Source organism: Subsaxibacter sp. CAU 1640 (genome assembly GCF_023156585.1).
GTDB lineage: Bacteria > Bacteroidota > Bacteroidia > Flavobacteriales > Flavobacteriaceae > JBPOFM01.
Genome location: NZ_JALNMI010000002.1, coordinates 195,474 through 221,736, shown reverse-complemented (window position 1 = coordinate 221,736; position 26,263 = coordinate 195,474). Strand labels below are relative to the sequence as shown.

Annotated in this window: 25 protein-coding genes and 1 tRNA gene; 7 read left to right on the top strand and 19 right to left on the bottom strand. The window is 35.5% G+C overall.

The genetic code is table 11. The annotated features are described in order from the left end of the window. Positions 1-10: 10 nt before the first annotated feature. On the bottom strand, positions 11-391 hold the full coding sequence (locus tag M0G43_RS05545; RefSeq protein ID WP_248024227.1) for a hypothetical protein: 381 nt from the start codon (positions 389-391) through the stop codon (positions 11-13). Positions 392-835: 444 nt separating this feature from the next. On the opposite strand from M0G43_RS05545, the gene M0G43_RS05540 reads away from it, so the two are divergent. Together M0G43_RS05540 and M0G43_RS05535 are read left to right on the top strand one after the other, a co-directional pair. Continuing rightward, the gene (locus tag M0G43_RS05540; protein ID WP_248024225.1) at positions 836-1,105 is read left to right on the top strand and encodes a hypothetical protein; all 270 of its coding nucleotides are present in this window, start codon (positions 836-838) and stop codon (positions 1,103-1,105) included. A 58-nt stretch (positions 1,106-1,163) separates the two neighbouring features. After that, positions 1,164-1,237, top strand: a tRNA-Thr gene (locus M0G43_RS05535). 66 nt (positions 1,238-1,303) lie between these two features. On the opposite strand, the gene M0G43_RS05530 is transcribed toward M0G43_RS05535, so the two are convergent. The 10 genes from M0G43_RS05530 to M0G43_RS05485 all read right to left on the bottom strand — a co-directional run bounded on the left by M0G43_RS05530 (position 1,304) and on the right by M0G43_RS05485 (position 11,024). After that, entirely contained in the window at positions 1,304-3,619 is a 2,316-nt protein-coding gene (locus M0G43_RS05530) for a transglycosylase domain-containing protein (protein WP_248024222.1), read from the bottom strand. A gap of 93 nt (positions 3,620-3,712) precedes the next feature. After that, positions 3,713-4,411 carry a DUF4369 domain-containing protein gene (locus M0G43_RS05525; RefSeq protein WP_248024221.1) on the bottom strand — a complete coding sequence of 233 codons (699 nt, stop codon included), beginning with the start codon at positions 4,409-4,411 and terminating at the stop codon, positions 3,713-3,715. 52 nt (positions 4,412-4,463) lie between these two features. Next, entirely contained in the window at positions 4,464-5,756 is a 1,293-nt protein-coding gene (locus M0G43_RS05520; protein WP_248024790.1) for a DUF819 domain-containing protein, read from the bottom strand. A 472-nt stretch (positions 5,757-6,228) separates the two neighbouring features. After that, positions 6,229-6,417, bottom strand: coding sequence for an Arc family DNA-binding protein (locus M0G43_RS05515; RefSeq protein WP_248024220.1), 189 nt, complete (start codon positions 6,415-6,417; stop codon positions 6,229-6,231). Between the two features lies 1 nt (position 6,418). Beyond that, complete coding sequence (locus M0G43_RS05510) at positions 6,419-7,354, bottom strand: alpha/beta hydrolase (protein ID WP_248024219.1); 936 nt, start codon at positions 7,352-7,354, stop codon at positions 6,419-6,421. Then, positions 7,351-7,857, bottom strand: coding sequence for a DUF1648 domain-containing protein (locus M0G43_RS05505; protein WP_248024217.1), 507 nt, complete (start codon positions 7,855-7,857; stop codon positions 7,351-7,353). Before M0G43_RS05505 ends, M0G43_RS05510 begins: the two co-directional genes overlap by 4 nt. A 1-nt stretch (position 7,858) precedes the next feature. After that, positions 7,859-8,029: a DUF4177 domain-containing protein gene (locus tag M0G43_RS05500; protein ID WP_248024216.1), complete on the bottom strand. Its 171-nt coding sequence runs from the start codon at positions 8,027-8,029 to the stop codon at positions 7,859-7,861. Position 8,030: 1 nt separating this feature from the next. Further along, positions 8,031-8,891, bottom strand: a complete 861-nt coding sequence (locus M0G43_RS05495) for an SPFH domain-containing protein (RefSeq protein WP_248024214.1) — start codon at positions 8,889-8,891, stop codon at positions 8,031-8,033. Positions 8,892-9,139: 248 nt separating this feature from the next. Next, on the bottom strand, positions 9,140-10,063 hold the full coding sequence (locus tag M0G43_RS05490; RefSeq protein ID WP_248024212.1) for an alpha/beta hydrolase: 924 nt from the start codon (positions 10,061-10,063) through the stop codon (positions 9,140-9,142). Between the two features lie 328 nt (positions 10,064-10,391). After that, positions 10,392-11,024: an alpha-ketoglutarate-dependent dioxygenase AlkB family protein gene (locus M0G43_RS05485; RefSeq protein ID WP_248024210.1), complete on the bottom strand. Its 633-nt coding sequence runs from the start codon at positions 11,022-11,024 to the stop codon at positions 10,392-10,394. A 32-nt stretch (positions 11,025-11,056) separates the two neighbouring features. Between M0G43_RS05485 and M0G43_RS05480 the strand changes: the two genes are divergently transcribed. After that, positions 11,057-11,731, top strand: a complete 675-nt coding sequence (locus M0G43_RS05480) for a M15 family metallopeptidase (RefSeq protein ID WP_248024208.1) — start codon at positions 11,057-11,059, stop codon at positions 11,729-11,731. Positions 11,732-11,735: 4 nt separating this feature from the next. Here M0G43_RS05480 and M0G43_RS05475 read toward each other — a convergent pair whose 3' ends face one another. From M0G43_RS05475 to M0G43_RS05460, 4 genes are all read right to left on the bottom strand, one after another. Then, on the bottom strand, positions 11,736-12,089 hold the full coding sequence (locus tag M0G43_RS05475; RefSeq protein WP_248024207.1) for a MauE/DoxX family redox-associated membrane protein: 354 nt from the start codon (positions 12,087-12,089) through the stop codon (positions 11,736-11,738). Continuing rightward, positions 12,082-13,059, bottom strand: coding sequence for a hypothetical protein (locus M0G43_RS05470; RefSeq protein ID WP_248024205.1), 978 nt, complete (start codon positions 13,057-13,059; stop codon positions 12,082-12,084). The genes M0G43_RS05475 and M0G43_RS05470 overlap by 8 nt, the downstream gene beginning before the upstream one ends. Then, entirely contained in the window at positions 13,049-14,848 is a 1,800-nt protein-coding gene (locus M0G43_RS05465; protein ID WP_248024203.1) for a DUF885 domain-containing protein, read from the bottom strand. The genes M0G43_RS05470 and M0G43_RS05465 overlap by 11 nt, the downstream gene beginning before the upstream one ends. Before the next feature lie 106 nt (positions 14,849-14,954). Next, positions 14,955-15,302 carry a DUF6249 domain-containing protein gene (locus tag M0G43_RS05460; protein WP_248024201.1) on the bottom strand — a complete coding sequence of 116 codons (348 nt, stop codon included), beginning with the start codon at positions 15,300-15,302 and terminating at the stop codon, positions 14,955-14,957. Between the two features lie 28 nt (positions 15,303-15,330). Here M0G43_RS05460 and M0G43_RS05455 point away from each other — a divergent pair, with 28 nt between their 5' ends. Next, a complete protein-coding gene (locus M0G43_RS05455; protein ID WP_317231426.1) occupies positions 15,331-16,041 on the top strand; it encodes an RNA polymerase sigma factor in 711 nt (236 codons plus the stop codon). Next, positions 16,022-16,435: a hypothetical protein gene (locus M0G43_RS05450; RefSeq protein WP_248024200.1), complete on the top strand. Its 414-nt coding sequence runs from the start codon at positions 16,022-16,024 to the stop codon at positions 16,433-16,435. Before M0G43_RS05455 ends, M0G43_RS05450 begins: the two co-directional genes overlap by 20 nt. Here M0G43_RS05450 and M0G43_RS05445 read toward each other — a convergent pair. Together M0G43_RS05445 and M0G43_RS05440 are read right to left on the bottom strand one after the other, a co-directional pair. Continuing rightward, positions 16,432-17,667, bottom strand: coding sequence for a DEAD/DEAH box helicase (locus M0G43_RS05445; RefSeq protein ID WP_248024198.1), 1,236 nt, complete (start codon positions 17,665-17,667; stop codon positions 16,432-16,434). The two genes, M0G43_RS05450 and M0G43_RS05445, sit on opposite strands and share 4 nt — an antisense overlap. An 81-nt stretch (positions 17,668-17,748) precedes the next feature. Then, a complete protein-coding gene (locus M0G43_RS05440; protein WP_248024196.1) occupies positions 17,749-19,998 on the bottom strand; it encodes an FUSC family protein in 2,250 nt (749 codons plus the stop codon). 118 nt (positions 19,999-20,116) lie between these two features. Between M0G43_RS05440 and M0G43_RS05435 the strand changes: the two genes are divergently transcribed. Further along, positions 20,117-20,980, top strand: coding sequence for a bestrophin family protein (locus M0G43_RS05435; RefSeq protein WP_248024194.1), 864 nt, complete (start codon positions 20,117-20,119; stop codon positions 20,978-20,980). On the opposite strand, the gene M0G43_RS05430 is transcribed toward M0G43_RS05435, so the two are convergent. Together M0G43_RS05430 and M0G43_RS05425 are read right to left on the bottom strand one after the other, a co-directional pair. Continuing rightward, positions 20,973-22,043, bottom strand: coding sequence for a sensor histidine kinase (locus tag M0G43_RS05430; protein ID WP_248024192.1), 1,071 nt, complete (start codon positions 22,041-22,043; stop codon positions 20,973-20,975). The two genes, M0G43_RS05435 and M0G43_RS05430, sit on opposite strands and share 8 nt — an antisense overlap. A gap of 14 nt (positions 22,044-22,057) precedes the next feature. Continuing rightward, positions 22,058-24,550, bottom strand: coding sequence for a M14 family metallopeptidase (locus M0G43_RS05425; RefSeq protein WP_248024189.1), 2,493 nt, complete (start codon positions 24,548-24,550; stop codon positions 22,058-22,060). Positions 24,551-24,664: 114 nt separating this feature from the next. Here M0G43_RS05425 and bshC point away from each other — a divergent pair, with 114 nt between their 5' ends. Further along, positions 24,665-26,263, top strand: a complete 1,599-nt coding sequence (bshC, locus tag M0G43_RS05420; protein WP_248024187.1) for a bacillithiol biosynthesis cysteine-adding enzyme BshC — start codon at positions 24,665-24,667, stop codon at positions 26,261-26,263.

Sequence of the window (26,263 nt, the reverse complement as noted above, 5' to 3'; positions counted from 1 at the left end):
ATTTCTTCTCTTAAATGGCTATTTGTGTGTGCGTGTTAGTTTCCATATAAGGAAAATCAAAATATGCACTAGAAATAGTTTCCTCTGTTTTGGAAGCTTTCTTGCGTTTGGTCACAATCACGCTAACCATCAGTTTTTCAGAATGTGTTTGAATCAATTGCGCTTGGATAGTGAGTTGGTCATTCAAAAAAGCATTCTTATGCATTTTGAACTTATAATCACTCACTTGCGGCGACTCGTTGGAATAGAATTCTTTAATGGGATAGGTTGCGACGGTTTTTATTCGGTCGAAGAGAATATTGGGAAGTAAAAAACCGTTAGGGTTACTTGTAGCTTTGGTCACTACGAATTGAACATTGGTATGTATTGGATTTTTGAAATTTGCTTTCATGATATTTTAATTTTATGGGTATAACAATAGAGGTAAAGGTTCAAGGATTCTGCCATGATTCAATGAAAAAATTGAACAGGCATTTTTGATAATCATTTTGATTTGCATTTTTTTGTCTTGATAACGTTTCATAATAAAAAATTTAAAAATTAGACTTGCTAAAAATAAAAAAGGTGCTTTCTAATGAAGCACCTTTTAAGTTATGGTTAAAAAATATTATTGTTAACTTATACTGAAAAGATGCGGCAAATGTCTATTACGTTTAATATACATCTTATAGGAACACTGTTGTGCCCAAATATTATACTGCATAGTATGTTGCATCTCTTTCGGATTCATGGTATAAAGCTATGAAAATAAATTGAACGTTTGATAATATTAGAATAATTATAACATTTAATCCCAACATTTCGTGTAATTTTGCCCAAAATAAATTCAGTAAAAATGGCAAATGTTAGAAATTTAAAGAAAGACATCAACTATGTTTTGGGTGATATTATTGAGGCAGTTTATGTTTGGGAATACAACAATACATCTAAAGATACTAAAGAGAGCGAAGCAATTATTGATGAAGCAATTGACACTTTTGACGAGTTGATAGCTAAAGTAAACGACAAAAAAGTTGAAAACAAGAAAGCACATTTCAAGTCTATCCAAAACGAATTGGAAACTAAAGGTCGTGAGCTTATCGAAAAAGTAAATAAGTTAGGATAATTTCTTTTGAAAAGATTTGCAAATATGATTTTCGCAATTATATTTGCAGTCTCTTAAAGCCGATGTAGCTCAGCTGGCTAGAGCAGCTGATTTGTAATCAGCAGGTCGTGGGTTCGAGTCCCTCCATCGGCTCTAAATTCTACGGAAGTAGGAATCTGAAAGTTCAGTCATAAGACTGGACTTTTTTGTTTTTAAGGACTATTCCTTTTTCTTTTTCAACCAAGAAAAAATTCCTTTTTTCTCTTTCTTTTCAAATGTTTTCGTGTCTTTGTCACTTTTGAACAGTCGCTTAAAGAAACCATCTTTTTTGGTTGGTTCACAATCCAAAGAATTCAAAACCTCTGGCGCAGTTTCTTCAAATGATGCTTGAGTTATGGCATTGTAGTTTGAATCGCTATTGAGTTTCTGAAAATACTTCGCAAAAATAGGAAGAGCCGAATTGGCACCTTGACCAATTCCTGTTGAACTAAAACCAATCTGCTGATTATCGTTTCCAACCCAAGTAACTGTTATCAATTTAGGTGTGATGCCCACAAACCATCCGTCTTTATTATCTTGAGTTGTTCCCGTTTTGCCAGCAATGGCATTGTTGAGTTGGTATTTCGAGCGAAGTCGGTTTGCCGTTCCTTCATTTACCGTAGCTTTCATAAATTCCAACATTGCTTGTCGTGTTTCATCTTTAAACGCTTTCTCTTTATTTTTGGCTTTCGGATATAAATCCTCAAAGGAAGCAATTAAGTTTCCGTTTTTATCTTCGATTTTTGTGATGAAAATTGGTGTCGACGGAACACTTTCGTTTACGTAAGGTGTATAAACTTTTGCCAACTCGATCATACTCAAATTTGCAGAACCCAAAGCAATTGATGGCACTTCTTCGATGTCGCTTTTGATGCCCATTTTATGAGCTTGGTTAATTACCGTTTCAATGCCTGTTTCATATAAAACCTTAACGGCAACTGTATTCACCGAATTGCTCAATGCTTTTTCCAGTGAATAATTCAAATTATCATCATCGGGAATATCGGACGAATTGGTTGGTGTCCAATTATCAACATCTGTGTAAGTAATCGCTTTGGTCGGAAAATAGGTGCAAGGCGGCATACCATTTTCAAGAGCAGCAGTGTACACGATTGGTTTAAAAGTAGATCCCACTTGTCGCTTGCTTTGTGAAATATGATCAAATTGAAAATATCTATAATCAATACCACCAACATAACTTCGTATCTCACCTGACTTTGGGTCCAATGAAATCATTCCAGCATTCAAAAATTTCATATAGTATTCTAAACTATCCAATGTAGATAGTGATTGCACTTCTCCTTTCTCATCATCCCAAGAAAATAGTTCAGTTTCATAAGGTTTGCTCAAAGAATCATTGATGTCTTTTTCTGAAAGGCCTTGTGATTTTAAGGCTTTATATCTTTCTAAACGTTTTTTTGCAGCAATAAATGCAGGTTTGTTTTTTAGCCAAGGCGCATTTTTTCCATACGCTCTCTCATACTGATTTTGCAAATCCTTCATATGCTCTCGCATCGCTTCTTCAGCATAACGTTGCATCGTGTTGTCTAACGTTGTATATATTTTCAATCCATCGTGAAACAAGTTGTATTTGTCACCATTCGGCTTTCTGAATTGTTTCTGTTCCAAGATAGTATCCAACTGTTTTTTGATTTCTGCCCTAAAATATGGAGCCAATCCTTGATTTGGCGCATAGAACTCATAGTCCAAAACAATATCTTCTTGTTTCGTTACATTCGCCTTTTCAGTATCCAAATAACCATAGTTGACCATTTGCTGAAGCACCACATTTTTTCTTTGTTTTGCATTGTCTGGGAACAATCTCGGATTGTAATAATGGTTAGCTTTCAACGATCCGACCAAAATTGCTGATTGTACAAGACTCAAATCTTTCGTGCGAACATTAAAGAACTTTTCAGAAGCACTTTCAATACCATAAGTGTTGTCAGGAAACGGAACTGTGTTGAGATACATAGTCAATATTTCCTTTTTCGAGTAGATTTTTTCAATCCTTTTGGCAACAATACTTTCTTTGATTTTGTTGACAACAAGGCCTATAGCACCTGAACGATCTCTTCCAAAAAGATTTTTTGCCAATTGTAAAGTGATGGTGCTTCCTCCGCCCGAAGAATCGTCAGACAATAAAATGCTTTTAAAAAAAACTCGCAATAAACTTTTGTTGTCAACGCCATTGTGTTCATAAAAGCGTACATCTTCCGTGGCAATCAAAGCATCCAATAGATGTTGAGGAAAGTCCGAATATTTGATGGATTGTCTATCGTAGATGTAAAGTTTACCTATCAAATCTTCATTTCTATCAAGAATTTGCGTGGCCTGACTTTGTTTTAAATCAGCAATGGTTTCACTCGATGGAATTTTTCCCCAAAGCCCAAAATAGATGCTTGCGTAAAAGCAGATGAATGCAAGAAGAAGGCCGAGTAAGCTAAAACCAATAGGTTTTATGAATTTTTTGAGTCGTTTTTTGTTAAGTTTCATCAAGACTTATATACGTCGAAAAGCCAATTTTGGCCGAGTTAAACTTAACATTTTAACGCACAGGAGGGGTGTTTATTCTAAAATATAAATGCCTTAAATGCTATCGGCTTTTCTTTTGTCAATCAAATATTGCAATTCTTTGCCGTATTTTGAAGCTTTGACCTCTGGAGAAAGTACTTTATTTACGGTGTCTAAATATTTAAGATTTGCATCATAAATTTCAGATACAAGAAGATATGGAGCTACTTCACTATCTTTATTATTGATGGCAAAATTGACTGTGTATAAGTATCTCCTTTTTAAAAGATTATCGTGAGATTTAATCGTAGCATTGAGTTTTGCAGTGTCCTTGTCTTTTTGAGCATCAAAATTATCTTTTATCAAGTCGAGGTTTTGGTCTTGAAAACGTTTCATCATTTTTTTGTATTCTGCCCACTTTTCCTGCTGTTTTGAACCATTTATTTTAGTATCCAATTCAAAATTTTTCAAATTGGAATTTATTTCTGTGATGCCTTCTGCAGCAAAAAAAGGAATGATGTGCTCCTCATTGTCATTTTTGTGCAATTTCAAATACAGCACTTCTGGAGATTCCAATTCAGTTCCTAACTCAAATTCAGGGTTTCCGTTGATGACCAATGAATCGATGGTTACCAATGTCGTATCATTCAATTTTTGAAGGTAAACGGTTCCTTTCATTAAATCTTTAATGTTTCCTTTAAGGACAAAATTTAGTTTATCTTCTGCACAGGACAACATTAAAATCAAAGCGAGTAAAGCTGATATTTTCTTCATAAAATGATTTGAAATTTTGGAGCGCAAATATGCTATAATTATTCAATAAAAACTAACCAGCCGAAGCTATTTTCATAAGTTCGGCACACAAAATTGCTCCATAAGTTCCCACTACATATCCAAACACTGCCAACAAGGCTCCGACGGTAGCTAAACTAGGATGAAATGCCGCTGCAACCACTGGGGCTGATGCTGCACCACCTACGTTTGCCTGACTTCCAACTGCCAAGAAAAAGTAAGGTGCTTTGATGAGTTTTGCCACCAAAATCAATAAACCAGCGTGAATTGCCATCCAGACCAACCCGATAAGAATCAATCCGGGGTTTTCAAATATTTTGCCCAAATCCATTTTCATACCGATAGTGGCAACAAGCACATAAATGAAAACACTTCCAACCTTACTTGCACCTGCGCCTTCATAGTTTCTGGCTTTTGTAAAAGACAACACTATTCCCATCAATGTTGCGATGGAAATCAACCAGAAAAAGTCGCTCCCAAAAGAGGAGAGGGCACTTTTTGGATTGCTGACGGATTCAAAATTTTCAACTAAATATTTAGAGATATTATCAGCTCCAAAATGCGCAATTCCTACAGAAACAAAAGCGAACATTAGAATCATCATTAAATCGGTCAAGGTTGGCACTCTCGTAATTTTTTCCGTGAACGTTTGAACTTTGTGTTTCAGTTCGTCAATTGCAGAATTATCGGCCTTTAACCAATTATCAATTTTTTGTTTTTTCCCGATTCCGAAAAGCAAAACAGCCATCCAAATATTCGCGACAACGATATCTACCAATACCATTCCACCGTAAAGTTCTTGATTGTATTCATAGATTTCCAACATGGCAGCTTGGTTGGCTCCACCACCTATCCAGCTTCCTGCCAAGGTTGCAAGACCTCTCCAAACAGCATCAAAACCTGCGCCACCTACAGTTTCAGGTGAAAAGGTCGAAATGATTAAAATGGCTATGGGTCCACCAATGACAATACCAATGGTTCCTGTAAAAAACATTACCAAAGCTTTCCATCCTAGGTTAAAAACAGCTTTTAAATCAATACTTATGGTAAGCAATACCAACGATGCAGGCAATAAATAACGACTCGCCACATAGTACGTCTGCGAAACATCTGCATCAATCAATCCGAGTGAATTGAAAACGGCAGGAATCATATAGCACATCAATAATCCGGGAACATATTTGTAGAATTTTGGCCAAAATCCTGATTTTTTTGATTCTGTGTAAAAGACAAAGCCTAACGCAATCATTAAGATTCCAAATACAATTCCGTCATTTTTGAATAGAACAAATTTATTAGCTTCGGTTTCTTCAACTTTTGAATTCATTGTAACACCTCCATCGGAATTAAGGAAGTTTATTGATTCAATTTTAAGCAGTTTTGTTTTTGAGTATATACTATTTGTGAATAGATGGAGATAGAAAATCTTTTGTTTTTTACTTATTGAAATTTCATTTTGACCAATGTATTTAATGGTATATAAATCATTATTCGAACTGAAATCTAATGATCCAGCTGCCAGTTTTTTATCCAGGACTACTTGTTCAATTTTGAGATTTTTGTCAAGTGTCTTAAATGATATTTCAAAGCTGGTAAATTTTATAGAGTCAACCGCTACTGGCAATTGAAAGTTTGTGTCAAACTTATTATTAGCTTCTTCAACCGTTAAATTTTGACCAAATACAATGGAATTGATGAAAAGGAAACTAATTGTAAAAAATATGCTTCTAAAGATGGGCTTCATATTATCTTAAAGTTTAATCCGCAAAATACTACATTTTAAGGGTTTAAAAAAGCGACTACTGTGAGTCGCTGTTGTCAGTGTTGTTTGATTTTTTCTTTGGAGCTCGATTGGAGTCTTTCAAAGCTTGCATCAACATAAACTCAATCTGTCCATTGGTGCTCCTGAATTCATCAGAGGCCCATTTCTCAATTGCTTTGAGCATATCTTCATTGATTCGTAATGCAAAGGCTTTTTTCTTGGACATTTTATTGTTTTATAAAATCTTCTAATAATAAAACCAATTTTTGAGATAAAGGAAAATCTGGCGAAGAGTAGGAGGCCAAATTGTCTTCATCCTTTTCTATGTTTTTTAGCACATGGTTCATATTTTCAATTATGACCATTTTTGCGTCAGGTTTTGCCAACAATAAATTTTCAGCATCCTTTTCTTTAACTTGAATGTCTTTAGTACCATTAATGATTAGAACTGGAATATTTAATTTTTTGATTTCTTCCTGTGGATTCAAAACCAAATATTCTGCTAAAAAACTATAATTTTTGGGATTAAAGAGCAATGCCAGATTTGGATTGACTTCCTTGATGGTTCCAGTTTCTGATAATTCTTTGATGTGTTCTTCTACATTTTTACCAAGCGATTCATTCTGTGCAGAATATTGTCTAACTAGTGTACCTCCAACAGGTTCTCCTATTCCGGCCAAGGAAACATATTTATCAACATATTGGTTTGCAGCCATCATCGCGACTAATGAGCCTTGACTGTGTCCAACCAATGTAATGCTATCAAAGCGTGGGTCGTTTTTAAAATGCTCTATTATTGCTGTGACATCATCTACCAAATCTGAAAAGACATAATGTTTTAAAATTTGGGGAATGTTTTCTTTGGTGACGTTACGCTTATCAAAGCGGAAAAACGCTACGTTTTTGTCGGTCATAGCATCCGATAATTGTTTAATATAATTGCCATTGACACCAAATTGCGGTTGGTTACCGTTTCTGTCTGGATTTCCTGAACCGCTTACAAATATGATTAATGGCTGTTTTTCAGGTTCGCTGTTGAAGCTTAATGTTCCCGGAAGCAAAATACTGTCATTTTTGATAAGAATTTCTTCTGAAACAATGCTTTTTTGTGCGAATAAAAATGAAGAAAACAGCAGTAATAAGTAAACTAAAAAGTTTTTCATAATCTGTTCATTTTTTTTGTATGAATAAAGATATAAATAGGTAATGCTATGCTCAAACCGATAACTATAGTAACAAACCAAGGTCCAATAGGTGAATGATTGCCGTTTGCGGCTGATACAATTGAATATTGGATATAAGCAAATAAAATCATCGTAAATAACGTCACAAAACGCAAGATTCGAGTACTGAATCTGTAATTTTTCAAAGCATTCTCTTCCGTAATATTCACCATATAGTTATGAATGTGAGGATATCTGTTAAGAATATTGAAACCCACAAACATCGCTATACCTATGGCTGGTAAGAGCCACATTGTATGCTTACTACCAAAACCATCAGCCTCACCTTTAAAATTGAAATGCGTTGGAATAGTTTCAGGCATATCCTGAATTTGCAAAGCAGTATAAATGATGAGCATCACTACAAGTGCCAAAGAAAGCATGTCGACAATAACATCTATTGGCGCTAAAGGAACTTTGATTTTGGGTCTTTCGTTTTTCATGCTATCTATTTTTATCGCGCTCAAATACTATCATAAATACCGAGCCGTGACCATTGTCTACCATCGAGCACACTCGCCAGCCTTCTCGAGCATGAGTATTCAACAAATCTTCAAGTTTTTGTATTCTGTTTCTAAAACCCAATGATGGATTAATAACTTTGTATTCGTTCATTTTAATGATTTAGAGTTCCTGCATTTACGATAGGGGAAGCGTCTTTATCTCCACAAAGGATAACCATTAGATTGCTCACCATAGCGGCCTTACGTTCTTCATCCAAATCCACTATTTGCTTTTTGCCCAACTCGTCAAGAGCCATCTCCACCATACTCACTGCGCCTTCCACAATTTTATGACGTGCAGCCACAATGGCTGTGGCTTGCTGGCGTTTCAACATCGCGCTTGCAATTTCTTGGGCATATGCCAGATAACCAATTCTTGCTTCCAACACTTCAATTCCAGCGATGGCAAGACGCTCTTCAAGTTCTTTTTCAAGCGCTTCACTTACCTCATTGACACTTGATCGCAAGGTAATATCCTCATCAAGGCCTTCGTCAGCGAAATTGTCATATGGATACATACTAGCCAATTTACGCACGGCAGCATCGGTCTGTACCCGAACAAAATTTTCAAAATTATCAACATCAAATGCCGCCTTGAAAGTATTCTCAACACGCCATACCAAAATGGTACTGATCATTACAGGATTTCCCAGCTTATCATTGACTTTTAACCGTTCGCTGTCAAAATTACTGGCTCGCAAAGAAATCTTTGTTTTGGTGTAAAACGGATTCACCCAATAAAAACCATTTTTTTTGACGGTGCCTACATATTTGCCAAAAAGCAACAGTACTCTAGAATTATTAGGCTGCACCATAACAAATCCTGGTGCAATAAGAATTGCAGCAACTATAGCTAAGGCAAACCAAGGATTTTTTGTAAACGGAATGGCGAAAATGCCTCCAAAAAACAAGATTAAAAACAGGAATAGCATTAAATAGCCATTGGCAGGGACGATAATTTTCTCTTCTTTCATGATCGGTAAGTTTATAAATTTAATATGATATTAAAATGATATCATAAAGATATAATGTTTTGTTTTAATTTCCAAACTATTTTTTTTGGCACGGAGTTTGAATACTATAAATCGTAATTGATTATGCTCTACATCACAAAAAGGAGTAGTTAACCTTTGTAGATTGTTAACATTACACATTTTGGTTGGTTAGTTAATAGAAAAAGCACCTCTTTTGAGGTGCTTTTTTGATGTTATAAAAATGGAATTTACTTTTTTATAAAGCTAATGATTGTTTCGATAAGTTCTGAAGAGACTTTGCCGGCGTGATCGTTATAAGATTTAGAGTTTTCCAAATCATCTCCTTCAATGATAAAAAGCACGTGATTCATCTTCTCAATCAGTTTAAGTTCTGAATTTTTTCCAGCATCGTTGAGCAATTTGGCTTCCTCGACACTCACTTGAAGGTCTTTGGTACCATTGATGACCAATATAGGAATGTCCAACTTCTTGATTTCTTCAACAGGATCGTAGCTCATCCAATTGGCTATGAACTTCTGTACACTGATATCAAATATAGATGCCAAAGCTGGTGGATATTCGGTGGTTGTTTTGCCTTCTTTTAGGATTCCGAACACACGTTTCGTGTCTTCAATGAACATTGGAGCAGTTTTTTGCACCTGTTCAGTAATTACTTTGTCTATGGTTTGTCCTGCACCAGCAAGGGAAATAAATCCATGGGCTTTGTCCTTTGCAGCCAATAGACCAACCAAGCTACCTTGACTGTGACCAATGATATAAATCTTTTTGAAATTATTTTTAGCTTTAAAATAGTCTATAGTGGCAATGGCATCGGTAACAAAATCATCAAACTTAATATTTGGGTCAAGACTTCCTTTTCTTATTTGTTTTACGATTCTTTTATCATACCTAAAAGTTGCAATGCCATTATTGGTCAATGCAACTGCAAGCTTTTTTAGATTATTGGTCTTCAGGAAATTTTGATTGCCATCTCGGTCTGTTGGTCCAGAACCAGCCAAAATAATCGCTAGAGATTCCGCACCATCGTTTGGCGTCAACAAAGTACCGTCAATAAATTTTGAAATTGGAATTTCTGTTGATGTATACGAGGCTTCCTGTGAATAGCTCAAAAGGCCATTGGCTAAAAAAATAAATATGAATAATTTTTTCATCTCTTTGAAAATACAATTTTGACTAAAATTAAAGATTATTTGATAAACGTATGAGCCAATAATAAATTTTATTTGATGACAACTTGTTTCATTTTAAATGACCTAAAACAGTGCATTTCATCGATAAAAAGTAATATTTCATTGGTAAATGTTAAAATTTAATGTATTTCAACGATTTTATTTGTATTTCGGCAGATAAATTGAAATATAATTCTACATTTGAAGTGTACTAAAATTTAGTTTTTAGTTCAATGGATTAATTAATTAATATTTGCATTATGTTGTTGACTTTGGAGACCCCAAATCTGCAGGATAAAACGAAAGCAAATTAGGAAAGTCGAGGTTGAGGGACCTCGACTTTTTCTTTTATGGTCCTAAAGGTTAAATTTATTCGTTCGCCAATTTTTCTTTTGGTTTTAGGAACTTGATGCAGCCAGTAGTGTTGCATTTCTCCTTTCATAATCAGCAAACTTCCGTGTTTGAGTTCTAATTTGTGCTTTTCATCATTGATATGTCGATGTTTGAAGTGAAACAATCTACTTTCTCCTAAACTCAACGAAGCAATCACTGGATTTTTACCCAATTCCTTTTCGTTGTCAGCGTGCCAACCGTTACTGTCGTTTCCATTTCTATAAAGATTCAATAATACAGAAGTGAATTTGTGTTGTGTTTCTCTCTCAATATCTGTTTTGATGTCCAGCAACTGTTTGGTAAATTTTTTGGGAGTCATAACGATATTTGAGTAACTATATGGTAAATTGTTATTCGCGAAAAGTGCTGTAAGCCTTGGCTGTTTGTAGGTTTTTCCAAATACCTTTATATCGTCTTGTTGCCAAGGAATATCCTGCGTCAACGCTTCAAAATATCCATTTGCTTCTTTAACCTTATAAAAATCAGGAATGTAAATCAGTTCGGCATTTGGAAGATTAAATATAGTTTTATGAGAAGAAAACAAATCCATCCTATAATTTTTTCTAAATTAGCTCAAAGCTTATGAACTACAAAATTATAATATCGCTGCTGTTGTTTTTGATGTTTGTGCCTCAAAAGAGTGCCAAATTGCCTGAAGGTTTTGTGTATGTCAAAGAGGTGATACCGGATTTGGATGTGGAATTACGTTACTATTCTACAAACAATTTCATAGGAGACACGATCAGAGGTTACAAATCAAATAATCTTATTCTAACACATCAAACAGCAGAAGCCTTGAAATTGGTTCAAGATGAATTGCAATTGCAGAATGTTTGCTTGAAAGTTTATGATGGTTATCGACCGCAAAGAGCTGTGAATCATTTTGTGGAATGGGCGCGAATGCTGGGAGATACTATCAACAAACAGGAATATTACCCAAAAGTAGAGAAGCGAAATCTGTTCAATGAAGGTTATATCTCGTCGCGTTCTGGGCATAGCCGAGGTAGCACTGTTGATTTAACATTAACGGATGGAAATACGGGTGAACCCTTGGATATGGGAAGTCCGTTTGATTTTTTTGGTGAAGAATCGTGGGTCGCCTATAAGGATATTTCGGAAGAACAAAAAGCCAACAGACAATTACTTCAAAAAGTGATGCAAAAGCACAATTTTAGAAATTATGCCAATGAATGGTGGCATTTTACACTTCGTTGGGAACCTTTTCCGGATACCTATTTTGATTTTGAGGTAGAATAGTTTTTTACAAGTAGAACCAAGCCCAATACATCAAAAAGAACTGCAATGGAATTCGCAATATAAGAATCCACTTTGGAATGCCTGCTGATGCCTTTTCGCCAGATAGCATATAGAAATGTACAAGCAAAAATACTGCGAGCATTGCAATTATGCCATAAACGGAAAGTTCTCTTGTGGCTTCAAAACAAAGACCAATTCCTAGCAAAATCTCTGCAATACCACTTAAAAAGACCAATAATTTGTGTTGTGGAAGGTAACGTGGCATTATGCGCATATACATTTTAGGTTTTACAAAATGCATAATTCCGGCAAAAACATACATTGCTGCCATTGCATATAAATGCCAAGGACTATTCATCTTTATACACATTAAAAGTCAATCCAATACCGTAATTTTTATGGCCTGTTTTCAATAGTCCAGATTGTACGTCGCTGTCTTTTTCAAATACAGACCACTGATTATTGTTTAAAAATACACGTTTGATGAAAGTGCGGCTTTCTTCAAGTTCATCTGTAAATGGTAGAAGTGGCCTGAAATTTGTCGGAATTTTGACAATTTCGTTACCTGTTTTGATTTCCTTGTACTTTTTATTCGGAAGTAATTTGCCATTTTCATCCGTATATCCTAACACTTGAAGCGAAACAAAAATACCGTTTTCAGGCATCATTATATCATAATTTGACACATCAAGATTATAGACATCGCCACCTTTTTCTGTAGCTCCAAACACAATCGTTTCATAGAGAAGTTCTTTACCTGGAGAACCATTTTTGTTCGCATAAAATTTAGCTTTGAAAAGTGTTGAAAACGGTTGCTTTTCTGCATTTTTCTTGTTGCGCTTTTCCCAGTCTTTGGATTCTAATGTAATCGGGAAATGAACTGTCACAATCTTTTTGTCTTCTTCATTCTCATTTGGAAAAAATACAGCAATTTCAGATTCAATCGTTGGTAGCCAGCAATGGTAATAATCATCATCCAAATACGGCTTGAGGGTTTCTTCCTTGAATTTTCGGTCGATTTTTGTTCGAATGACCACCTCGTTCAATTCATCAACATCGATATCCAGATAAATGGTCTTTTCCAAATTGGAAGTTGCAATGGTTACAGGTTTATATCCCAATGCCGAAATGTAAAGCGAATCGACATCGGAATATAATTTTTCTGTAAAGATGAATAAGCCTTCATCATCTGCAAACATTCCATTTCCATTACCAAAAGAGATGTTGGCGTATGAAACAGGATAGTCTGTTTGCTTGTCTTTAATGGTAGTTTGACCAAAAAGACTTGCAGTCAATAAACAGATGATGAAAGAAATTTTATGATGCATTACTTAAAGTTGAAGATATCCAAGTATCGATTTTTCGTTCCAAAAGTTCAAGTGGTACACACCCAGATTCTAAAACTTGGTTGTGGAATTTTCCAATGTCGAATTTGTCTTTCAACTTTGCTTCCGCTTTAGCTCGCAGTTCACGAATTTTCAATTGACCTACTTTATAAGATAAAGCCTGACCAGGATTAGCCATATAGCGTTCAATTTCAGATGTGATGCTTGCTTCGCTTTCCGCTTCATTTTCCAAAGAATATTTGATAGCTTGCTCTCGAGTCCATCCTTTACTGTGCAAACCAGTATCTACAACCAATCGAATGGCTCTATGCATCTCTGCGCTCAACATTCCGAAGTATTGATAAGGATCAGAGTATAATCCCAATTCTTTACCCAAAGATTCTGAATATAAAGCCCATCCTTCGCCATAAGAGCTGTACCAAAGTGTTTTTCTGAAATCTGGCAAATCTTCATTTTCCTGTTGCAAGGAAATTTGGTAGTGGTGTCCTGGAATGGCCTCGTGCAAAAACAAGGATTCATCGGAAAAAATATTGTAGGTTTTAGCATCTACAATAGGAACGTAAAAAATACCTGGACGAGTACCATCTAAAGAACCAGGATTATATTCTGCACTGGCAGATGCAGCCCTAAAGGCTTCTGTCTGTCTCACTTCAAAAGGTGTTTTTGGTTTCATATCGAATAAGCGCTCCAATTGAGGCTGCATCGTTTCGTGAATTTTGTTGAAGTTGTCAATGACACCTTGGGCCGTATCAAAAGGCATTAATTCTTTATTGTTTCTCACATGGTCAAAAAATGAAACCAATGAGCCTTTGTAACCAACTTGTTCTTTCACTTTTTCCATTTCTGACAAAATCCTTGCCACTTCATTCAAGCCCAATTGATGTATCTCATCAGCAGTCATGTTTGTAGTAGTATAAAGCTTTATCTGGTGGTCATAATACTCTTTTCCGTTAGGAGTATCAGCAATACCACTTGTTGTTCTTCCTGCTTTCAAATAATCTGTCGACATAAAGTTATGTAAACTTGTGTAAGCTGGAATAATTTTGTCATTTACGTAGTTTTTATAGAGAATGGTAAGTTCTTCTTTTTCTGCATCTGTAAAACTATCTGGGAAATTCTTTATTGGAGTATAAAATAAGTGCTCATCAATATTAGGATTAGTCATTGCTTCCAATTGTGGCAATACTTTTACTATAAGTGATTTTGGTAATACATTTCCCGATTTGATGCCTTCGGCCATTTTTTCTTCTGCAAGTGCCATCCAGTTTAAATAGCCATCTAAACGTTTAATCCAATTTTTATAATCCTCTACAGTCTCAAATGGTTGTGCGCTGGTTCCACTAGCATATTGACCAATGCTTAATTGAAGTGTCCACATTTGATTGATAGGTGTCAAATCTTCCCTGAACTCTAATCTTTCAAGGTTGATATTACACTCCCAAATAAGAATTTCTTTACTCAAGCGTTCGGATTCTGATAAATCTTCATCGTTCAAAGCAGTTGCTTTCTTAAGATAAGTGGTGTAAAATAGTTTCTCTTTTTGTCTGAATTCATCTGTAAGCACATTTGGCAGCTGATCATTATACCTATTATCACCAGCAGAAGTAGCATTAAGAGGATACATTTTAAGACTCTCCTCATAATAATCGCTCAAAGTTGTTTCAAATTCACTCATTTGATCGGTGTCGGTGCCTTCATCGGCGGTTTCTTTATCTTTTTTACAACCAAAGAACATCATCGTTGCGCACAGCAAGATTAAGTATTTTTTCATTTAAGTATTGTTTTATTATTGATGCCATAAAGATACTTTAAAATGAAGCAAAAAAAAACTGCCATCAATTCGATTGGCAGTTTAAGAGATTGGTTGGTTAGATTAATTATTCTTTATCCAAATTTTTTGTCATATTGAACCCTACAAAAAGTCCAAGACCAGCCATAAGGAAAATTGTGCCTACGTAGAGAGGTCCTTCATCAAGGTCTGTCAAAGTCTCCAAAATATTGGCGATAAATGTTCCAATACCAATACCCATCAGCAGTAAAGCCAAATTCAAAATCAACACTTTCCAAACAGGTGCCGTATGCATTTTCCCTTTTACAAAAATGCTGGCATCTGCTCCTTTTTCTATCAGCGCCAAACGCTCTTTGTTGCGTGTTGAATAATACAGATAAAAGATTCCAAAAACAGCTGCTATCATCAGCGGCATAATTACAAATTCTGCTCCCATAATTTCTAGATTAAATTGTTCGTTTTAATTGATTAATTTTAATGTGTTCATAGCTTATGACGACAGCTTTTCAATAATGGTTACAATTTTTTCAAATTATTTTTTTCAATTCATTGTAACCGATGATGAAGATAGGTCGTCAAACATTCAAATGACCACCAACGAAGAACACATCATCAATCAAATCATTGAGGGCGATACCAAGGCGTTTGCTATTTTGGTGGAGCAGTATAAAGATTTGGTGTTTACGCTGGCGATTAGAATGTTGAAAAATAGGGAAGAAGCAGAAGAGGTGTCTCAAGATACATTTATCAAAGTATATAAATCTTTGGGAAAGTTTAAGGGTGAATCTAAATTTTCTACGTGGATTTATAGGGTAGCTTACAACACTTGCTTGGATCGAATTAAACGAAATAGACGTAAATTTGATGAGGTCTCAATAGATGAGTTTACTGAGCATAAGATAAAAACCATTGACAATGCTTTGGAAAAATTGGAGACTTTTGAGCAGGAACAAGCTATTCAGGAATGTATTCAGCTTTTGCCTAGCGATGATAGTTTTATTTTGACATTGTTTTATTTTGAAGAACTATCTTTGGAAGAAATTTCCAAAATAGTAAACGTGGAAGCCAATACCTTAAAAGTGAGGCTTCATAGAAGCCGAAAGAAATTGGCAACCATATTGAAACAACGATTGGAACCGGAAATACTTATTATTTATGAAAGAGAACGTCGATAAACATATAGAACAGTTAGTTGGGAAAGTGATGAAAAAATCTACTTTGGAATCACCTTCTCTGGATTTTACTGCGAATGTGATGTCTCAATTGGAGTCATCAAAACAGTCTCTTACGACGGTTTATAAGCCGTTGATTACGAAACGCGTTTGGGCTTTGATTGCTGTTGTATTCATTTCGTTTTTGGTTTATACTGTCTTTGTAAACAAACCTGAAACTTCCGATTGGTTTAATCGCATCAACTTCAATGAAATGAATTTAGACAAGATTTCGAATGTTTTCAGCCAAATAAAAGCACCAAAGACAGCTGCTTACATCGTCGGAGTATTTGCAATGATGTTATTGGTACAGCTTACATTTCTCAAAAATTACTTTGACAAACGTTTTGAAGGTTAATACCAGCGTTTTTTCCGGCCTTTAGAACCTTGTCCCTTTCGACCTTTTTTATGCTTACTACCTTGTTTTTTGTGCACGATGGGTTTTGCTTTCGGGTCTAATGGATACGGATGGTCTTCTTCAACAGGAATTTGAACATTGATAAGCTGTTGAATGGTTTTTACATACGTTTTTTCATCAGCTGAACACATAGAATATGCCATTCCTGCATTTCCGGCACGACCAGTTCTTCCAATGCGATGCACATAAGTTTCAGGTACGTTTGGCATATCAAAATTTATGACTGCATCCAGTTCATCAATATCAATACCTCTTGCGGCTACATCTGTGGCGATAAGAATGTTCGCTTCTTTGTGTTTGAACTTATTCAATGCAGACTGTCTGTCATTTTGAGTTTTGTCGCCGTGAATCGTTTCTACCTTGTAGCCATTTTTCAATAAGGTCTGTTCCAATTTATCAACTCCGAATTTTGTTCGTCTAAAAATCAGAATGCTTCCCTTGATAGTGTTTCTCAATAAATGTAGGCACAATTCTATCTTGTTTCTTTTTGGGACATAATATAAAACTTGACTTACGTTTTTTGCGGCAGATGAAGCAGGTGTCACTTCAATTCTCTCTGGCGATTTTAATATGGTGGTCGCCAATTGTTCTACCTTAAATGGCATAGTTGCTGAAAAAAGCAAGGTTTGCTTATCTTCCGGACAAAGCCTTTCAATTTTTCTGACATCGTCTATAAAACCCATATCCAACATTAAATCAGCCTCGTCCAATACTAAAATTTCAACGTAATCAAGGTTCAAAACATCTTGCTTATGCAAATCGAGCAAACGTCCTGGTGTACCCACTACAATATCAACACCCTTTTCAAGAATGTCAATTTGCGGCTCAATCCCTGTTCCTCCAAAAATCACTGTAGAGCGGAGATTGGTGTGTTTTCCGTAAGTTTTGAAATTGGCATTTATTTGAACCGCAAGCTCACGTGTAGGACTGACAACTAATGTTCTTATTTTTTTTCCTTTTTTGGGAGCATCTTGCTTGTCAAACAACAATTGAAGAATTGGCAAAGCAAAGGCTGCTGTTTTTCCAGTTCCTGTTTGTGCTGACGCTATCACATCTTTCTTTTCAAGAATCAGCGGAATTGTTTTTTCCTGAATAAGGGTTGGTTCAACGTAACCAGCTTCTTCAATGGCTTTTTGGATGGGTTTGTTGAGGTTTAGGTCTTTAAATGACATCAAGAATAATTTTTACAAAGATAGCTGAAAAGTTTTAGCCTTTTTAACGTAATCTTTACATGTGTTATGACTCTCGATGTCTTATTCAAATGTTGACTGGTAACGACGTGATGCTTTTTTCAAATTATCAGAGAGCGTTTGGAGCCAAATCAATTGATTATAGATTAAATGGGCTTCTTGCAGACGCGTCAAGGTTTGCTGATCAATTTCTGTGTTTCCTTCTTCAATTTTTTTGTCGCGCGCATCAGACAAATTTTGATAGGCTTTCAAAAGTGTATCTTGTGCATTTTGAACAGTTTGAATGTTGATATTCCCTTCTATTTGCTGCTGATTCAATATGGAAATGGAAGCATTCAACGAGTAATTTATTTTTGAGATGACATCATCAAATGCTTCAGATGCTGGAGTAGTTTGATGGTTGATGATAAAACTTCCTATAGATGCCGTAGCAGATAGAAAGGTTTGATTGAGTGTGACCATGTCATATATCAATTCAGATGATGCGCGTTTAGACTTTGGTTCTTGCATCAAACGTTGAAAAGCTGCGTTCAAATTTCCCGTGGCCAAAAAAGCTTGCTTTCGTGCTACCTTATACTTGAGCAAAGATTTGTTTTTATGATGATATAAGTCTTTGGTTTCTTCTAAATAATGCTTGTTTCGTTCGATAGCATCGAGCAATACAAGTTTGATATTAGAAGCTTCCCAAGTAGGCCACAATGCAAAGCTAGCAGTAAATGCGATGGCAGCACCAATTACTGTGTCAATGACTCTATATTGAATGACAGAAAATGCATCTGGATGCAACAAACCATATAAAAAGATGATACTGATTGTAATGAATGCTGCACCAGAGGTGTAATTTTGCTGAATCAAAGAAAACGCAAAAGTCAACGAGACAATAGATAAAATGGCATATAATGTTGCATTTTGTGTCATTATTACAATACCAATTGCAACTATGGCGCCAATGACTGTGCCGATAATACGTTGTTTGGAACGTTCCTTTGTGAGGCCATAGTTGGGTCTCAAGATAACTATAACGGTCAGGATAATCCAATAGGTGTTTTGGATATCCAAAAACGTTCCTAGAACAAAAGCGAACAAAATAGCAAACGTGATACGAAGTGCATGTCTAAAAATCGCAGAATTCAAACTTAAATGCTGCAATATCATGTCTAGTCGATATTCTTGCAAGGTTAAAAAATGACTAGAATCTTGTCGTTTGAAAGAAACTATTGATGCATTTTTCACATTGTCCATTACGCGCGATATTGATTGAATATATTGCAACATCTGTGCTTGGTAATCATAAAGATTTCTCAATAGAAGAGCGCCTTCTCTTGCTTTAGGAAGTTTTAGTGCTTCAATATATTGATTGATGGCATCGTTGGTGTTTTTTTGAGCACTCAATAAATCTTCATCCGAAGGAATTTTTGTTCTTTTAATGAACATTTCAGAAAGCTGCTTTAAATGTTTTCCCATCATTTTATTGAATTGCTGGAAGGTTTTCAATTGTTCTTGATGATCAGCAAATAGGGTGTCCATATGGTCGTAATCTAGATGGTTGGCAATAGCAAGCTCTAGCATGTCAACCGATGAAATGAAGATGAGCAGTCGTTTTTCATCCAAATGTGAACGACCAGAGCGTCTTCGTTCATCCAATAGTAATTCCCTTAAGGATTCGTGCCTGTCGTTTATCTGCGTTTGAAGTGTAAAGGTCTTTTGAAGCAATTCACTTCGTTTATCTTTCTTGGTGAGTAATTCGCCTCGAAGTTTGATGTAATCGCCAATTAAATAAAGTGTTTCTGACAGAAATTGGTCTTCATCCTTTCTTGGTAGGATTCGATGTAACGCTAGCGATACCAGCAGATACCATATTCCACCGATGCCCATAAATCCGACATGTGTAAAAATAGCTTCAGGTGTTTCTTTTTCAATTGCAAATGCCAAAACCATAGCTAAAAGTCCAGAAAACGAAAGCAAAGAAGCCCTAAATCCGAAGACAGAAATGAGTGAAATTGTAAACGATAAAATCATCATGACTATCAAAAGCAGTGGCAATAACGGTTTTGAAAAATGAACCAACAGCGTTACCAGCATAGTAAGGCAAACGCCTATCAAAATACCATTGACTTTTCGTTTGAGACTGCCTGGAATATCGGCAGGAGCATTTAAAAAAGCACCAATCACAATAGATGGAGCCCATTCAAAATGTCCGAAATAGTTAAGAATGAATAAAGGGCTAATAACGGCAACCGTCAAGACAATGCCTCTAAAAAAATGAGCGCTTTTTAGGAATAATTCGAGCGATTTTAAGTATTGACTTATCATAGAAATAATTCGTTGCAAAGGTAATTTATTTATGACCGAAGGGTTAATAACGAGACGTTAATTGTACCTTGACAAAAACATTTTCTATTTTAGCAACCCAATTGACAATCGATTCAGAATGGTACAATACAATCCTAAAGACTGGATAACTTTTATTTTTCGTTTTCATAAATCTGACACGTTTAGAAAACTGATTCCTATGATGATTTTTATGGGACTTTATACTTATGGTGTTGGCTATTTAGAATTGGAATATTGGCAGCTCTCTGAAAAAAGTCATTTGGCCAACATTACAGTGATGCATGGAATGCTTGGTTTTGTGATTTCATTGTTGCTGGTTTTTAGAACAAATACTGCTTATGACCGTTGGTGGGAAGGGAGAAAACTTTGGGGCGCATTGGTGAATAATAGCAGAAATCTTGCTATAAAACTTGCAGTTATCTTGAAGGAAAAACACGATAGGGATTATTTTAGGAAAACAATTCCAAGTTATGCTTCAATTTTAGGGAAACATTTGACAAATGTTGAAACCAGCAAACAATTATTTGATGACGACAGCATGGAAATTGACCATAAAAAACACAGACCAAATCAGGTAGCGAAAATGATATTTCAAAAGGTCAATGATTTGTATGATCAAAAGAAAATCACGGGAGACCAATTGATTGTTTTGAATGCAGAAGTGCAGTCGTTTACTGATATTTGTGGTGCGTGTGAACGAATCAAAAACACTCCTATTCCATACTCTTACAGTGCTTTTATCAAAAAATTTATCTTTTTCTATGTGATGACGCTTCCATTTGGATATGTTTTTAGTTTAGGATATTATGCCGTTCCTGTTGTCATTTTTGTCTTTTACGTTTTGGCCAGTTTGGAGTTGATTGCTGAAGAAATCGAGGATCCATTTGGATTGGATGCCAATGACCTTCCGATAGAAAAAATTGCTTCCAACATTAAAAAACATGTAGAAGAGATTATTTAGGCATATTGTTCACGGGAAATGTAAAGTAAAAATTGGAACCTTTATTCAGGTCACTTTTGACACCAATTTGTCCTTTAAAGGCAGTCACTATTTTTTTAACAATTGCTAATCCTAAACCTGTACTAGTTTCACCATCTGTGGGTTGTGTGCTCGTTTTTTGGAAATAATTGAATAGTTTTTTCTGTTCATCCAAAGGAATTCCTTGGCCTTTGTCTATAACTTCGGTCAAAATATGATCATCTTTGGATGAAATTTTCACTTGGATATTGCTATTTTTTTCTGAATACTTGATGGCATTTGATAGTAAGTTGTTGAGTACTTCCGTCATATAATGACTGTCGAAATCAGCAACAATTTCAGGGGTTTCAGATTGCAACTTAATATTGATACCTTTTTGATTGGCCAATAATTGATTGATATAAATCTGCTCCTGCACAAATTTTACGTAATCCTGTGTTTTATAATTGAGCTCTATTTTTCCTGATTCAATTGTAGCAACATCCAATAGATTCTTTATAATATCAAGAACGTTTTGGCTTAACGATTTCATCAATTGCACAATTTCCACTTCTTCCTCATTCATCTTGGAATTTTTATCGCTTAAAAGCAAATCAGAAAAACTGTAAATACCACTTACAGGATTTCGGATGTCATGCGCTGCCATTCCTATAAATCTGTTTTTTTCTTCATTTAAATCTTGAAGCTGTTTGTTGCTTTGTTTAAATGCATCTGTTCTTAAACGAAAGGAATATATCAACAATCCAACCGTTATAAATATTATCAAACGTACAAACGCATTCCAAAAAGGAAAGAATAATGATGAATATTCCTTACTGTTATAATCAACATAAAGCCAACATATAGCTGCTAGAAGAGATGCCGAAAAAATAATATGTTTGTTTGAGGTTCTACTAACAGAAAGAATGGAAACAGGAATCAGATAAAATATGGAGAATGACATTTCAGATCCAGATAAATAATCGAGAGATGTAATGATTGTAAATGAGATAAGTGTTAGCAGAATGGCTAATGGTCTGTTTTTTACTCTATCTATGTAAAACATGGGGATGTTAGTGATTACAGTTCAAAACTATTGTTATTAACGAAGAAAATGGCATTTGCCAAAAATAATTTACCGTTCTCCCAAAAACTTCTGAATAGCGTATTGTCGACCATATATACGATACTACCTTTGCCAAGGTTTTCTTCGCCAAATAAGAGTGTATTTTTCATATTCTTTTCGGCATTACTTCCTACAAAGCCAGAAACAGATTTGGCGTTTTCTCCAAGCCAAGCGATATTGTAACCATTATCTAGCAGACTGTAGCTATCACTTCCCAATTTTAAGGTAAAATATGAATTGTCATAACCAAAAGCCATAGGGTGCGTTTTATCCACATTACTCTTAAAAATAGCTCCAATAATAAAACCCTTTGCAGATTCTCGTTCTCTCTCGGCATAAGGGATAAGGTTGTTTTGAGCGTGAATTGTATCTTGAGATTTTGTACGCTTAAGATTAAATCCTTCTTTGTCAGCAAAAATTTTCAATGCACCATCGATGGCTATCAACTTTCCACCATTATTTACCCATGTTCTTAAAGATTTTAATGTATCATCGTCGAAATATCCTGAAAAGTAACCATTGGGAATAATCAAAATATTGTATTTGTTCAAATTAATTTTTTTAAAATCGTTTGTATTAATGGATGTTACTGGGAAGTTCAATTGTTGCTCGAAAAAATGCCACAATTCACCATAGTTCAAAGTAGAGACATAATCTCCACAAAGTATGGCTATTTTGGGTTTTGTAACCAATTTGACATCTGGAGAACCAAAATCAGGTCCAGATTTTGAAAAACCAGAAGAAACACTTGTTACAATTCTTCTGAATTTATTGGCGGCATCAATTATCTTGTCATCAAAATCCTTAATGGCACTGTTATCACCTCTTGTGATAATTAAAGAACCTCTATCAAAAGTTTGGTCTGTTGAAGCTGTTGTAAATGATTTTTCCGTAAAACGAACTTTAATATTTTGTTTCAATAATTCAGACAAGAATTTGGCATCTTTAAGATGATTCCATTTTGAAAGATAGGCCACGGCATTCTCGTTTTTGCTGTTCAATGTAGGTGTGGCAGTAGTCACACTTGTAGATGCTAGTTTATTCGTGGCAACAGCGTTTAACCCATATGCATACGGAAGACTCCAAGCGGTGATATCATAGGTCAAAGAATCCACAAGTTTGGTTTGAGGTTCAAATAAGACATCCACCATTTTCCCTTTTGGTTGATTGGTGCTTACTACCAAATCTGCTGAAGTGGTATTAATGCTTCCTTCGTTTTGTGAGTTATAATTGTAGCCACTAATTTTACCGTTGGAAGCATATCCATATTTAATTTGATGCTGATCCAAGAGTTCTTTCAGAGATTCGATTTTATCTTTATCACCTTGCAGAACATAACTTTTTGTTTTCAAGTTTGAATTTGAATCAAAGTATTTTTTGAATTCACTGTTGAGTTTTTCAGCATTTTGCGAAGCTATCTCTATAGTCGAAAGACCAGTAACTGTATGATGTGAAACTCTGTCCACAAGTGTCAGTACTATGCCTTCATCATTAAGAACTCCCAAACCAGACTGTCCAGCTTGCTCATAAGTCATTCCGATGGCTCCAAGATAGGTTGGATACGTATCGCCATAGCTAGGATAGAGCAAATCAAAGCGCTCTTTCGTAAAATACAGCCAACCGTTCTCATCAAAGTACTTCGCATTGTTTTTGCCTATTTGTGTCTGAAAATCGCGCTGCCAATCTGAAATGATCTCATGAAAAGGTTCTGCTGCTGGAGCAAAATAGTAAGGTTCATTCATACCTTGCTCATGAAAATCAACATGGATTTGAGGAAGCCAGTTGTTGTAAATTTTCAATCGTGATTGTGATTCCACCTGCGTTGCCCAAGCCCAATCTCTGTTTAAATCGAACAAATAATGATTAGGCCGTCCGCCTGGCCAAGGTTGATTGCTCTCACTGGCTTGCTGATTGGTGTCGTAAGGAGTTCTCGCTGTTTGGTTGTACCAGTTGACATATCTATCGCGTCCATCAGGATTTAAACAAGGGTCTATGATCACAACCGTATTTTTTAACCATTCTTGATGTTTCGTCAAGAGTTCATAAATAGTTTTCATAGAAGCCTCTGTACTTGAAGCTTCGGCGCCGTGCACGTTATAACTTAACCAAACAAACGCAACATCATTTGATGATGAATTGCCATCAATCACACCTATATTCTTAAGGTTGTTTTCACGAATTGTCTCTAAATTTTTTATGTTTTCTTCAGAAGAAATATAGGCCACATACAAAGGTCGATGCTCATAGGTTTCTCCATATTTTTCTAATTTAATCTGCTTTGGAAGCTCTGATTCTACCTTTTTGAAGTAGTCAACAACTTGATGATGTCTCGAAAAGCGAGTTCCCACTTCATAACCTAAAAAGTCTTTTGGGGAAGTGATTTGTTGACCAAAAAAAAGTGTTGTATGCCAGGCAATTACAATGAAAGCGAAGAACAGTTTTTTCATTTTTTGATACGAAAGATTAAGAAAGTAAAGATACTTACCAAATTGGAATTAACTAAAATTTAGTAGTTAAAAAAGTTAAGAACATTATCTTTACCAAAGAATTCAGAATCGACTATGCCATCAGACTCAATCGCGTTTAGAAATACCAATTATTTTTCACCCCTTATCTGTGATTATTTAGACGAAAATGAACATTTAAAGCCTTTCTGTAATCGTTTTCCTACTCTGGAAAATTTCAAATTGCAGATTGAGGAAAAACAAAAGTCTTTTGACCATTCCAATAGAAAGCAGTTGATAGAATCATTGATGTGTCAATATGAAGGGTTGAGCATTTCATCAATGACACTTACCAATATCGATTTACTGAAACACAATACCACATTTACAGTCACAACAGGGCATCAATTGAACCTTTTTACTGGACCACTTTATTTCTTTTATAAGATTATTTCGACCATTAATTTGTGCAAGGAATTGAAAGAGGCTTATTCCGAATTCAATTTTGTGCCAATTTATTGGATGGCGAGCGAGGACCACGATTTTGAGGAAATCAATTATTTCAATTTTAAAGGAAAGAAAGTTCAATGGAATAGAAATGCATCTGGAGCTGTTGGCGAATTGGATTTAACCGGATTGGACCAGGTTTTTGAGGTTTTTTCGTCGCAGTTGGACAAAAGCCGAAATGCAGAATCGTTGAAAGAACTGTTCAAGAATGCTTATTTAGAACATTCTGATTTAACCTCTGCCACACGTTTTTTGGTGAACGAATTGTTCAGGATTTACGGTTTGGTAATTATCGATGGTAATGATTCAACTTTAAAAAGACAGTTTTTGCCCTATGTTGAAAAAGAATTGTTGGAACATACGTCTTTTTCAAAAGTGTCAGAAACAAATCAGCAGTTAAACCACAATTCCAATTACAAAATCCAGGTTCATCCAAGAGAAATCAATCTTTTCTACATTAAAGATGGACTGCGTGAACGTATCCTTGAATCTGATGAAACTTTTGGTGTTTTGGACACAGAAATCAGATGGTGCAAAAATGAAATTATCAAGGAATTACACGAGTTTCCAGAACGTTTTAGCCCAAACGTCATCACTCGACCATTATACCAGGAAGTCATTTTGCCAAACCTCTGTTACATTGGAGGTGGAGGTGAATTGGCATATTGGTTGCAGTTAAAGTCTAGTTTTGAAGCACAGCAGGTGACGTTTCCCATTTTGTTGCTTCGTAATTCTGTACTTTTGATTACGGACAAGCAAAAGGAAAAACTTCAAAAATTGAATTTATCCGTCGCTGATTTGTTTCTTCATCAAGATGATTTGATGACGAAAGTCACAAAAGAGATTTCTGATATCAGCATTGATTTTACTCCGCAGAAAGAACATTTGAAAAAGCAGTTTGAAGATATGTATCGTCTTGCGGAACAAACAGATGCCTCATTTAAAGGTGCCGTTGCAGCACAAGAAACAAAGCAAATCAAAGGTCTTGAAAATCTGGAACATCGCTTGTTGAAAGCCCAAAAGAGAAAATTGGAAGATGTTCTGGAGCGCGTAAGATTACTTCAAAATGAATTGTTCCCAAGACAAAGCCTGCAAGAACGAAACCTAAATTTTTCAGAGTTTTATTTGGAATATGGCGAGGATTTTATTTCAAAGTTGATGCACGAGTTAGAACCACTAAAGTCTGAATTCTCGATTGTAACTCTTTAG

Bases quoted from the DNA above. Each gene is read 5' to 3' on its own strand.
- M0G43_RS05545 (WP_248024227.1), bottom strand. From the start codon at position 391: ATGAAAGCAAATTTCAAAAATCCAATACATACCAATGTTCAATTCGTA.
- M0G43_RS05540 (WP_248024225.1), top strand. From the start codon at position 836: ATGGCAAATGTTAGAAATTTAAAGAAAGACATCAACTATGTTTTGGGT.
- M0G43_RS05530 (WP_248024222.1), bottom strand. From the start codon at position 3,619: ATGAAACTTAACAAAAAACGACTCAAAAAATTCATAAAACCTATTGGT.
- M0G43_RS05525 (WP_248024221.1), bottom strand. From the start codon at position 4,411: ATGAAGAAAATATCAGCTTTACTCGCTTTGATTTTAATGTTGTCCTGT.
- M0G43_RS05520 (WP_248024790.1), bottom strand. From the start codon at position 5,756: ATGAATTCAAAAGTTGAAGAAACCGAAGCTAATAAATTTGTTCTATTC.
- M0G43_RS05515 (WP_248024220.1), bottom strand. From the start codon at position 6,417: ATGTCCAAGAAAAAAGCCTTTGCATTACGAATCAATGAAGATATGCTC.
- M0G43_RS05510 (WP_248024219.1), bottom strand. From the start codon at position 7,354: ATGAAAAACTTTTTAGTTTACTTATTACTGCTGTTTTCTTCATTTTTA.
- M0G43_RS05505 (WP_248024217.1), bottom strand. From the start codon at position 7,857: ATGAAAAACGAAAGACCCAAAATCAAAGTTCCTTTAGCGCCAATAGAT.
- M0G43_RS05500 (WP_248024216.1), bottom strand. From the start codon at position 8,029: ATGAACGAATACAAAGTTATTAATCCATCATTGGGTTTTAGAAACAGA.
- M0G43_RS05495 (WP_248024214.1), bottom strand. From the start codon at position 8,891: ATGAAAGAAGAGAAAATTATCGTCCCTGCCAATGGCTATTTAATGCTA.
- M0G43_RS05490 (WP_248024212.1), bottom strand. From the start codon at position 10,063: ATGAAAAAATTATTCATATTTATTTTTTTAGCCAATGGCCTTTTGAGC.
- M0G43_RS05485 (WP_248024210.1), bottom strand. From the start codon at position 11,024: ATGGATTTGTTTTCTTCTCATAAAACTATATTTAATCTTCCAAATGCC.
- M0G43_RS05480 (WP_248024208.1), top strand. From the start codon at position 11,057: ATGAACTACAAAATTATAATATCGCTGCTGTTGTTTTTGATGTTTGTG.
- M0G43_RS05475 (WP_248024207.1), bottom strand. From the start codon at position 12,089: ATGAATAGTCCTTGGCATTTATATGCAATGGCAGCAATGTATGTTTTT.
- M0G43_RS05470 (WP_248024205.1), bottom strand. From the start codon at position 13,059: ATGCATCATAAAATTTCTTTCATCATCTGTTTATTGACTGCAAGTCTT.
- M0G43_RS05465 (WP_248024203.1), bottom strand. From the start codon at position 14,848: ATGAAAAAATACTTAATCTTGCTGTGCGCAACGATGATGTTCTTTGGT.
- M0G43_RS05460 (WP_248024201.1), bottom strand. From the start codon at position 15,302: ATGGGAGCAGAATTTGTAATTATGCCGCTGATGATAGCAGCTGTTTTT.
- M0G43_RS05450 (WP_248024200.1), top strand. From the start codon at position 16,022: ATGAAAGAGAACGTCGATAAACATATAGAACAGTTAGTTGGGAAAGTG.
- M0G43_RS05445 (WP_248024198.1), bottom strand. From the start codon at position 17,667: ATGTCATTTAAAGACCTAAACCTCAACAAACCCATCCAAAAAGCCATT.
- M0G43_RS05440 (WP_248024196.1), bottom strand. From the start codon at position 19,998: ATGATAAGTCAATACTTAAAATCGCTCGAATTATTCCTAAAAAGCGCT.
- M0G43_RS05435 (WP_248024194.1), top strand. From the start codon at position 20,117: ATGGTACAATACAATCCTAAAGACTGGATAACTTTTATTTTTCGTTTT.
- M0G43_RS05430 (WP_248024192.1), bottom strand. From the start codon at position 22,043: ATGTTTTACATAGATAGAGTAAAAAACAGACCATTAGCCATTCTGCTA.
- M0G43_RS05425 (WP_248024189.1), bottom strand. From the start codon at position 24,550: ATGAAAAAACTGTTCTTCGCTTTCATTGTAATTGCCTGGCATACAACA.
- bshC (WP_248024187.1), top strand. From the start codon at position 24,665: ATGCCATCAGACTCAATCGCGTTTAGAAATACCAATTATTTTTCACCC.